This is a genomic window from Flavobacterium sp. (assembly GCF_035760125.1).
Classification (GTDB): domain Bacteria; phylum Bacteroidota; class Bacteroidia; order Flavobacteriales; family Flavobacteriaceae; genus Flavobacterium.
Genome location: NZ_DASTTN010000355.1, coordinates 1 through 11186 on the forward strand (window position 1 = coordinate 1; position 11186 = coordinate 11186).

At 34.4% G+C, this 11186-nt stretch carries 6 protein-coding genes; all 6 read left to right on the forward strand.

Annotation, left to right across the window (positions count from 1 at the left end):
* Positions 1-536: NPCBM/NEW2 domain-containing protein (locus VFS71_RS12680; RefSeq protein WP_326401662.1), on the forward strand; the 536-nt coding region annotated here is incomplete at its 5' end.
* An 18-nt stretch (positions 537-554) separates the two neighbouring features.
* On the forward strand, positions 555-2765 hold the full coding sequence (locus VFS71_RS12685) for a family 43 glycosylhydrolase (RefSeq protein ID WP_326401663.1): 2211 nt from the start codon (positions 555-557) through the stop codon (positions 2763-2765).
* A 50-nt stretch (positions 2766-2815) separates the two neighbouring features.
* The gene (locus tag VFS71_RS12690; protein ID WP_326401664.1) at positions 2816-5239 is read left to right on the forward strand and encodes a sugar-binding domain-containing protein; all 2424 of its coding nucleotides are present in this window, start codon (positions 2816-2818) and stop codon (positions 5237-5239) included.
* Positions 5240-5460: 221 nt separating this feature from the next.
* Positions 5461-5772, forward strand: a complete 312-nt coding sequence (locus VFS71_RS12695) for a helix-turn-helix domain-containing protein (RefSeq protein WP_326401665.1) — start codon at positions 5461-5463, stop codon at positions 5770-5772.
* A gap of 292 nt (positions 5773-6064) precedes the next feature.
* A complete protein-coding gene (locus VFS71_RS12700) occupies positions 6065-10273 on the forward strand; it encodes a hybrid sensor histidine kinase/response regulator transcription factor (protein ID WP_326401666.1) in 4209 nt (1402 codons plus the stop codon).
* A gap of 211 nt (positions 10274-10484) precedes the next feature.
* Positions 10485-11186 (forward strand): TonB-dependent receptor plug domain-containing protein (locus VFS71_RS12705; RefSeq protein ID WP_326401667.1); only part of this gene is annotated, 702 nt, incomplete at its 3' end.

Below are 11186 nucleotides of genomic sequence, written 5' to 3' on the forward strand. Positions count from 1 at the left end.
TGTATTTGGTCGTAAATGATGGTGGTGATAAAACCGATTGGGATCACGCCAATTGGATAGAACCAACTCTTTATAATGAAAAAGGCGCTGTTAAACTCACCAGCCTAAAATGGATTAAAGCAACATCGGGATGGGAAAAAGTAAAGGTGAACCAAAGTGTTTCAGGTAATGCGCTCATTGTAAATAAAGTTAAGTATGAAGATGGAATTGGTACGCATTCGAATTCAATAATAGAATTTGACATACCGGAAGGTTATACCCATTTTAAAGCACTTGTTGGATTGGATGATGCTTGCGTTACTCAAAATACTGGGGCAACCGTGAAGTTTTTTGTATTCACAGAAAACCCTTCAGGTCCAGCACCACCGCCTAGCGCGAAAATTTCGATAGATCTAAAAGGTATTGGATTTTCGGATAAATGTGTAATCACTGATCTATGGTCTGGAAAAGTAGTTGGTAAATTTTCAGGAGAATTTGCCCCTGAAATCAACCAACACGGAGCAGGTTTGTACAAAATTGTCAAAGTATCTAAATAGTTAAATCGAATTGAAAAAATGAATTATAGATTAAAAATATTCGACAAGAACATTTATAAATGTGTTGTTTTAGTATTGGGCCTGGTGGCTTTTGGTACTACTAATGCACAACAGGTTTCGAAAAAGAAAACTGGTAAGACTGAAACAAAGGATTCCAATGTAAAAACAAGTGCCTATTTGTTTGCGTATTTTACTGGAAACTCAAATGATGAAGAATCAATTCGTTTTGCAATAAGTAACGATGGCTACAATTTTAGGGCATTAAATAATAATCAACCGGTTATTGATTCCAAACAAATCAGCTCGAGTGGAGGAATAAGAGACCCTCATATTTTGAGAGGAGTCGATGGTAAAACTTTTTATATGGTGGCAACCGATATGGTTTCGGCAAAGGGTTGGGACTCCAATAGGGCGATGGTTTTATTGAAATCAACCGATTTGATAAACTGGAGTTCTACGGTTATCAATATTCAAAAAAAATATCGAAACAATGAAAATCTAAAACGCGTTTGGGCACCTCAAACCATATATGACTCCCAAAAGGGAAAGTATATGATTTATTGGTCTATGCAACACGGAAACGATATTGATAAAATTTATTATGCTTACGCTAATACTGATTTTACCGATTTGGAGACCGAGCCAAAACAACTATTTTTCAGTCCAACAAATGGCGCTTGCATTGATGGTGAAATTATTTTTAAAGACAATAAATATCATTTGTTTTTCAAAACAGAAGGAGCTGGAGCCGGTATAAAAGTCGCTTTTTCTGATAAACTAACAGAAGGTTATGTTTTGAGAGACAAATATGTACAGCAAACCGCATATCCTGTGGAAGGTGCCGGAGTTTTCAAGTTGAATAATTCGAAAGATTATATTCTTATGTATGATCTTTATACAAAAGGAAAATATCAGTTTACCAAAACCAGTGATTTAGAGAATTTCTCTGTTATTGATAATGCGATTTCGATGAATTTTCACCCGCGTCACGGAACGGTTTTGCCTATAACTGCAAAAGAATTGGCTCGATTGGAAAGTAAATGGGGAAGTGCAAAAGATATTATGAGTTCATCTGATGCCAAAGCAGTCAAGAAAACCAACATCAAGGCTGATGACGCTGTGAAGCAAGTTCATTTGCCGGTAAAAGGAGGAACAAATCTTACCTCATTTAAACCTGATTTTACAAAATTTGCAGGAGTAAATGTTGAACCAAAAACAGCTCAGGATTTTACAAAAGGAGCCGTAAAATATACTGTTTCTATAGAAGGAAAGCCAGCAGAAATCTGGTCGGTTACTACTTCGGTGGCAAATAATCCGGTATTAAATGGTTTTTATGCTGACCCGGATGTTATGTATTCTGAAAAAACATCTAAATATTATATTTATCCAACAAGCGATGGATTTGATGGCTGGTCTGGAACTTATTTCAAAACATTTTCTTCACCTGATTTGGTTAATTGGACCGATGAAGGAATTATTCTTGATCTTGAAAAGGATGTAAGTTGGGCTAAGAAAAATGCTTGGGCTCCTTGCATTACTGAGAAAAAAGTTGGGAACACTTATAAGTACTACTTCTATTTTACTGCTGGACAAAAAATTGGAGTTGCTGTTGGCGATAAACCAGAAGGTCCTTTTGTTGATTCAGGAAAACCATTGGTGGACAAATTGCCAAATGGAGTTTCTGGAGGACAACAAATTGACCCGGATGTATTCACCGATCCCAAAACGGGAAAAAGCTATTTATACTGGGGGAATGGTTATATGGCTTGTGCCGAACTTAATGAGGACATGATTTCTATCAAACCTGAATCGGTTAAGGTGATGACTCCGGATAATACTTTTCGGGAAGGCACAACTGTCTTTTTCAGAAATGGAAAATATTACTTCTTATGGTCCGAAGACGATACCCGAAGTGAAAATTACAGGGTGCGTTATGGAACTTCCGACTCTCCATTAGGGAAAATCAATATCTCGGAAAATAACTTAGTCATTGCAAAAAACACGGGAGCTGAGATATACGCAACTGGTCATAATTCAATCATTCAAATACCGGGTAAAGACGAATGGTATATTGTTTACCATCGTTTTAATTATCCAAAAGGAATTACGATGGGAGACGCAGCCGGATTTAACAGGGAAGTGTGTATCGAAAAAATGGAGTTTGACAAAGAAGGGAGTATACTGCTCATAAAACCAACCCATGAGGGAATTAGACCCTTAAAAAAATAACATTTTCAAAAGTCAAAAGACAAGATTAATGAATAACAAAAATTATACATATGGTTACTAAAAAATTCTTCTTACCAATTCTTATTTTTTCCTGTATATCGGCGTTTGGCCAGATATCATTTGGGGATTCAAAAAAAATTAACGACAACTGGAAGTTTACGCTTCAGGATACTCCTAGTGCTCAAAACACAACTTATGATGCCAGTAAATGGCAATCTGTGAATGTGCCACACGATTGGAGTGTTGAAGGGAGATTGAGCCCAACTTTAGCGAGTTGTACTGGTTATTTGCCAGGAGGTATTGGCTGGTACCGAAAAACATTGAATATTCCTCAAGCAAAACGTGGAGAAAAAGTCTATTTATATTTTGAAGGTGTGTATAATAGAAGCGAAGTTTTCATTAACGGACATTCTTTAGGGAAACGCCCTAATGGATTTATTTCATTTACTTATGATGCCACTCCATTTGTAAAATATGGAGAAGACAATATCATTGCTGTACGTGTTGATCACAGTAAAAGTGCCGATTCGCGTTGGTACACTGGCTCAGGAATTTACCGTGATGTATGGTTGATTTATTCAAATCCTGTACATATTGCACAATGGGGTGTTTATACTTATCCGGAAGTCACTAATGGAACTGGAACTTTGAATGTAGAAGTAGCTTTAGAAAACGGTTCTGCTTCTAAAACAAATCTTACCGTTGTAAATGAGCTTTTGAGTATTGACGGAAAAGTAGTGGCCAAAAGTTCTCAAAAAGTTTTTGTTGAAGCCAATAAGGAGAATAAAATTGCAACCAAAATAAACGTACAAAGTCCTAAGTTATGGGATTTAGAGCATCCTAATCTCTATCAGTTAAAAACAACGGTTTTGGAGGATGGTAAACCAATCGACAAAACGGTAACCTCAACAGGTTTTAGAACTTTTACTTTCGATGCAAATAAAGGTTTTGCCCTTAATGGCAAATGGATGAAAATGAAAGGAGTTTGTTTACATCATGATGCTGGAGTTTTAGGAACTGCAGTGCCTAGAGATGTTTTGAAAACAAGATTGCAAACGTTGAAAGAAATAGGGGTAAATGCTATTCGTACCAGCCATAATCCACAGGCTCCCTATTTTTATGACCTTTGTGATGAATTGGGATTATTGGTACTTAACGAAGCGTATGACGAATGGGAATTTCCTAAACGTAAATGGTTAACAGGATGGAACGTAGGTACTCCCGGCTTTGAAGGCTCTAATGATATATTTGTTGATTGGGGTGAGAAAGATTTGGAAGACATGGTACGTCGCGACCGAAATCATCTTTCTGTATTTGGATGGAGTATTGGTAATGAAGTAGATTATCCAAATGATCCGTATTCACATCCAGTTCTGGATAAAGGAACAGAAGGTTTCGGACAAGCGAATTATGGTGGCTACAAAAAAGATGCACCAGATGCGATGCGTCTTGGAGGAATAGCCAAACGTCTTGTAGCAGCTGTGAAAAAATATGATAAATCTCGTCCAACAACGGCTGGATTGGCTGGAGTCGCAATGTCTAACGAAACAGAATATCCAGGAGCTTTAGACATTACAGGATACAATTATACAGAAAGCAAATATGCTTCAGATCATAAAAAGTATCCAAACAGAGTTATTTTCGGCAGTGAGAATGTTCATGATATGGAACCATGGTTAGCCGTAAAAAATAATGAACACATTTTTGGACAGTTTTTATGGACTGGTATTGATTATTTGGGTGAATCTAATGCATGGCCATCAAGAGGTTTCTATTCAGGATTGGTTGATCTTGCAGGGATTATTAAGCCAAGAGGATATTTCCGTCAATCATTATGGTCGGATAAACCAATGATTTACGCAGGAACTTACATTAGCAATAATGAAAAAGAGCTTTCTAAAGATGCTTGGCCTATTTGGAATAATTACAATGATGGACAATTGATTAGAGTAGTTTGTTACACTAACGCTGCCAAAGCCCGCTTGGAATTAAACGGAAAAGTGGTTGGAGAAGAGAAAAAGTATGATGAACAAACAGGAATTATCTATTGGGACATCCCTTATGCTTCAGGTAAGTTGGAAGCAATCGGATTAAGTAATGATAACAAAGTAGTAAGCCGATATGCAATACAATCCTCTCAACAGCCAAACGCTTTGGTGATTAATGAAAAAAACATCGCAATCAATAAGGAAAATGGAGTTGCAAAAGTAATTGTGCAAGTGCTGGATGAAAAAGGCTTGCCAGTAATGCTTTCAGATAATGAAGTTACTTGTAACGTAACTGGATCAGGTACTTTATTGGGATTGGAAGCAGGAAATAATACGGATATGAGTGATTATACCGACAATGTTCAGAGGGTATTTCATGGTCATTTGGTAGCTTATATCCAAGCAACAGGAGGTAACGAACCGATAACAGTTAAGTTTACTAGTACTTGGTTAAAACCGACCGAGGTTACCATTCAGCTAAAATAGGTTTTGGCATTTGTAAAAGTAAATGTAAGGCAGAATAAATATAAGATTGTACTCATTTTGATGAGTGTGAATATAATTAATTTGGTTTAGTTAGTAAAAGCTGTTTCTTTTATTAGAAACAGCTTTTATTTTCTGTACAGTTCTTTAATAATTGAAGGAATACTGCTAAGCCTTATTTTATTGGATTTTCAAGGAAATTAACCCTTTTGATTTTGATGATTATGAATAGAAAAAAGACAAACAGCACACCCAAAACCTACAATAGTTTAATCTTAGAATCTCTTATAGAAAATATTTCTAAAGAAGAATTGGATAAAAAGGAGAACAAACAGCGATTGGCTATTAAAATTTCTGATGCAATCGAAGCGGCAGGCTTAAAAAAGTATGAATTTGCGAAAAAAATCAATAAAAATAATTCAGTGATTGACAAATGGCTGAGTGGTACGCATAATTTTACTGTTGAAACCTTATTTTTTCTGCAAAATGAATTGGGAATTAAATTATTGGATTTAGAACTGAATCAGAAGGGGTGATGATTTAATTGTAAGATTTCATGATGGACTGTTTTAAGAATGTGATTGTCATTAGGAATGCTTTACAAACAATTTTACGAATGATTTAAATGACTTAGCTTTTTTTGTACATTTGGGTACTGGATAATTACCTCAGTTCCTGTATAAAAAAAATCTTCTTCCTGTATTGTTATGTACCTCCGAAATAATTAGATTGCTGTTTATAGCTTAATAAAGGAAACGCAAGTAATTTATGTGGCAGTGCTAATAATCAAATGGTTGTTTGAGAGGAAACTAATAAACATTTATTAAATTGAAAGTTAAAATTATATTCATCAGCTTTATTTTTGCAGGCTTTATTTCATGTAATCATAAAGAGGAAGGTGCATCCTTAAATAATGGAGTAGCTAAAAGTATTGGAGAAACTAAAAAGATGGAGATTGATAATAATCACAAATCGCTTTTAGATTCATCAAAAGTTTTAGATTTAAAATATTCGTTGGAACAATTGGATAATACCAAAGGATTGTCTAATAGTTCTGTTAATGCCATTTTTCAAGATTCTGAGAATTTACTTTGGGTTGGAACTTGGGACGGATTAAGCCGATATGACGGAAATAATTTCAAGATTTTTAGGCCAGAATTGGATAATGAAAACAGTCTGAGCAATCAGGTAATCCTTAAAATAGCCGAAGATGATGCTGGTCAGATTTGGATATTGACCATTCATGGTATTAATCGTTATAATAAAAAAACAGATGCATTCCAGCGATTTTACTTTTCCAGAGAAAATAAACCACCATTATCAGAATCAGAATTCAACATGGCATTGGATGCTTCCAAAAAAGTGTTTTGTGCCGTAAAAGATTGGGGAATTGGTTATTTTGATGGAACTGCTTTTCAATTATTAAATAGCAAAAAACTTTCGACCAAAGCGGTCAAAAAAATGGAATTTTCTCCAACAGGAGAATTATTGGTATTGTTTGAGAGCAATGAACTCTATGCTTTGTCTCTTAAATCAGTGAATAATGGAAAAAAGGTAATTTCAAAAGTAGAATTAATCTCAAAAAGTATTCGCACGTTTGAAGTGATTTCTAATCAAAAAGTATGTGTCATTCCAAGTTCAGGAAATGCTATTTTACATTCTTTATCCGATAATGAAAATCAAACGCTATCGACTCAAAATATTGATAATATCATTGGTCATATTCCAGATGGAATTGTGTTTTCTGGTAAATCGGGTTATTTTATAATGGATAATTCAGGGAATATCGTTTCCAAACCATGGTTGAAATACCTGAAAAGTCAAAAGGTTACCACATTGATACAAGGAAGTGAAAATGTGCTTTGGACAGGAACGGATGGAGATGGTTTATTTAAAATATATCCACAGAAAAAAGCTTTTAATTTAATTTCAAAAGCGCAAGTTCCTGAGCTGGACGGGGGAATTATCAGAACATTTCTGGAGGTGGACGGAAATTCTTTTTTGGTCGGTACAAAAGGAAAAGGATTGTTTCGTTTTTCCTCTAATTTTTATCTAAATCCTGATAAAGCTTTACAATATCAAAACTTCAACGAAAGTAACAGTTCTATCAATAATGCCGTATTTGCTTTGTGTAAAGGTCAAGATAATCTTGTTTTTGTTGGCACAGATGGGGATGGAGTTACGGTTTTTGATCTAAAAAAATCTAAACTTATCAATTGGTCTGCTATTGAAGGCAATGATAAATGTGATTATTTTAAATCAACTTACACTATTTCTCAGGATTCAACTGGATTTATTTGGCTTGGAACTAATGGCTACGGAATGATTCGCTGTAAAATTGTGCGTTCGGGAGAAAAGTTGAAAGTAACAGAATTCAAAAGATACCTTGCTGATAGCAATAAAGCAAAATCATTAAGTAGTAATATTATTTTTTCTATAGTTCCTAGGAATGACAATCAGCTTTGGATTGGAACTCGATTGGGAGGTCTTAATCTTTTTGATAAAAAAACTGAAGAATTTCGTACGTATAAAAATATCAAGAATAACCCCAAAAGTTTATCCAATAATGATATTTTGTGTTTACAAACTGATGTAAATAATCGACTTTGGATAGGAACAAGTTTTGGTTTGAATTTATTGGAAGATTTAAAGAGTAACGGAGAAGCAGTTTTTAAGAGCTATACGGTCAAAGAAGGATTGCCTAATAATACTATTCATGGAATTGTTTCTGATAAAAAGTCCAATCTTTGGATAAGTACGAATTTTGGTTTGTCTAATTTTAATATTAACGGTTCTAAGTTCATTAATTATACCAAAAACGAAGGGCTTCAGAATAACGAATTTGCCGACGGTGCATTTTATCAAGATATGAAGTCGGATTTTGTTTTTATGGGAGGAATAAAAGGATTTAATTATTTTTTGCCACAAAAAATAAAAGAGTCTTCTGTTATTCCTGATATTCTGATAGATAAAATCAGTGGTCAAAATCAGCCTATTCCGTATTATCAAGGATTAGTGATATCTCCTGATTCAAAAACGAATCCATCGATTGTCTTAAATCACAATCAAAACTTTTTTGACATCGAATTGGCAGCTTTGACTTATGTTAACAGTGAAAAATGTCAATATGCGTATCAATTGATGCATTTTGATAAGGGTTGGAATACCATTAATAATCGAAGAATTATTTCTTTTACAAACGTTCCAAAGGGGAATTATTCTTTGTGGATAAAATGGACCAATAGCGACGGAGTTTGGAGCAAACCAGTTCACGCTATAGATATTAGGGTTAAACCCGTTTTTTGGCAATCCAATCTAGCTCTTGTTATTTATTTAATATTAACAACCCTCTTTGTGCTCTTTGTGTTGAGTTATTACAAAAAGAGACAATCATTGAGTCAAAACATTCTTTTTAGGAAGAGAGAGGAAGAACTTCACGAAAACAGGCTTACATTTTTCACGAATATTGCCCATGAATTTCAGACTCCTTTGACTTTGATTGTTGGTCCCGTTCAAAAACTATCCGAAACGGCAAATCTTAGCGAACGCAATCAAAAGTTTCTACAGATGATTCAGCGTAATTCGTCAAGGTTATTGTTTTTGACACAACAATTATTAGAGTTTCGAAAAGCTGAATATGATTATCTGGAAATAAATGCAAGAGAATTTGATCTTGTTAGCTTGGTAGAACAAATAGCTGAATTGTTTGATGAATGGGCATTGGATAAAAAGATTGATTATAATCTTGATATACCGTCTGTATTACCAGGCTGGTTTGACAAAGATAAGATTGAAAAAATAGTGTTTAATCTAATGTCAAACGCATTCAAATACACTCCAATAAAAGGGAAAATTGATGTTAAGTTTACGCTTCAGGATGATTCCAAAAGGTTGAACATTACAATAGTAAATACTGGAAACGGAATTCCGAAAGAGAAATTAGACTCGTTATTTGATCGATTTTTTCTGTCGGATACAAATAAAGCGCCAGACAATGATTTGTTTAGGACCGGTATTGGGTTAGCTTATATTAAAAAACTGGTGACCGTATTAAGAGGGGAAATTCTGGTTTCAAGCATAGCTAATGAACAGACCACTTTTACCGTTCTCATTCCTTGTAGTAAAGAATCTTTTACCGAAAAAGAATTGGATGTAGAAGTAAGCCCGATTTTGATTTCGCATCATCTTAAAAACATCCTTGAAGAGATTCCGAACAAGTCCGATGATACACCTGATAAAATTGTTTCATTAGAAGATATTCAAGACACTCGCCAAACAATTTTACTTGTTGAGGACGAGAAGGAAATTCATTTGTTTCTTGATGATTTATTAGGGGAGAAATATAAAATCATACCTGCTTATAATGGACTGGAAGCCCTTGAGATTCTTGAAAAGGAAATGCCCGACATTATTATCAGCGATGTAATGATGCCGATGATGGATGGGGTAGAACTTTGTAAAAAAATCAAGCAGGATATCAAGACCTGTCACATTCCGTTTATTATGCTTACTGCAAAAGATTCTGTTATTCATAGAATTGAAGGGTTAGAGAGCGGTGCTAATTCCTATATTCCGAAACCTTTTTATCCGGACCATTTATTAATAAGAATCCAAAAACTTCTTGAAGAAAAAGAATTAATACTAAAACATTTTACACAAGATACGCTTACTGAGAATTTGTCTACGTTGCCAATAAACAATGATGAAAAAGATTTTGTAAAAAAAGTGATTGAACTGATTCGTTCCAATATTGATAATGAAAATCTTCAAAGCTTATTTATTGAAAAAGAATTGGGTATCAGTAATTCGCAATTGTATCGAAAAGTTAAACAGATTTTTGGCTTTACTCCGGGAGATTTAATTCGAACGATACGATTAAAATATGCAGCAGAACTTTTGCGTAAAAATGTACTCACAGTATCTGAGGTATGTTACCAATCAGGGTTTAATAACCGATCTTATTTTTACCGTGAGTTTAATAAGATGTATAATTTGACTCCAAAAAATTATCAATTAAAACACAAGGCAAAATACTAAGTATTATTTTTTAAATTACTGAAAATCAACATCTTTTGTAAAGGTGTACACTTTTGAAGAAATAGTGTACACCTTTTTTTGTGTCTACTGAATAAATTTACGAAATCGTTTTTTGATTATAAAAAAAACTATTAACGCATTTAATCAACCTAATTTTTATTGACATGAAAAATTTAACTCGAATTAGTAATCAATTTAATAATTCACTATGATGAAAAAGAAAATTATTTATAATTTATTCCTATTTGGAATACTATTATCAGGAAGCATAATGCATGCTCAATCAGTAAAAGGGAACGTTTCGGATAACAGCGGTCCAATACCTCAGGTGAATGTTGTTGTAAAAGGAACCTCCTTAAGCACTTCAACAGATTTTGATGGAAACTATACTTTAAATAATGTAAGTGCTGATGCTGTTTTGGTATTTAGTTACATTGGATATAAAAACAGAGAAATTGCTGTTAATGGACAAGCTGTAGTGAATGCCAAACTAGAAAGTGATTCACAAAAATTAGACGAAGTAATTGTTGTAGGGTATTCTAGTCTAAAAAAGCAATCGATAACAGGTGCTGTAGCGCAAGTAGACATGGGGGAATTGGCTAAAACAAAAGTAGCCGATGTGGGTCAGGCTTTGCAAGGACAAGTTGCAGGTGTTTCTGTGTCTGCCAATACAGGTGCTCCTGGAGATGGTCTTAAAATACGTATTAGAGGGGAAGGCACACTAGGAAACAACGACGTACTTTATGTTGTTGATGGTGTTGCAACCCGTGACATTTCTTTCTTGAATATGTCTGACGTAAAATCGATGACTGTATTAAAAGATGCTGCCGCTACCGCAATTTACGGTTCCAGATCTGCAGGTGGGGTTGTAATTCTTACTACCAAAAACGGTTCAAAAGGAAAATCGAATATT

Coding starts and splice junctions, on each gene's coding strand:
- VFS71_RS12695 (WP_326401665.1), top strand. CDS start 5,461: ATGAATAGAAAAAAGACAAACAGCACACCCAAAACCTACAATAGTTTA.
- VFS71_RS12685 (WP_326401663.1), top strand. CDS start 555: ATGAATTATAGATTAAAAATATTCGACAAGAACATTTATAAATGTGTT.
- VFS71_RS12690 (WP_326401664.1), top strand. CDS start 2,816: ATGGTTACTAAAAAATTCTTCTTACCAATTCTTATTTTTTCCTGTATA.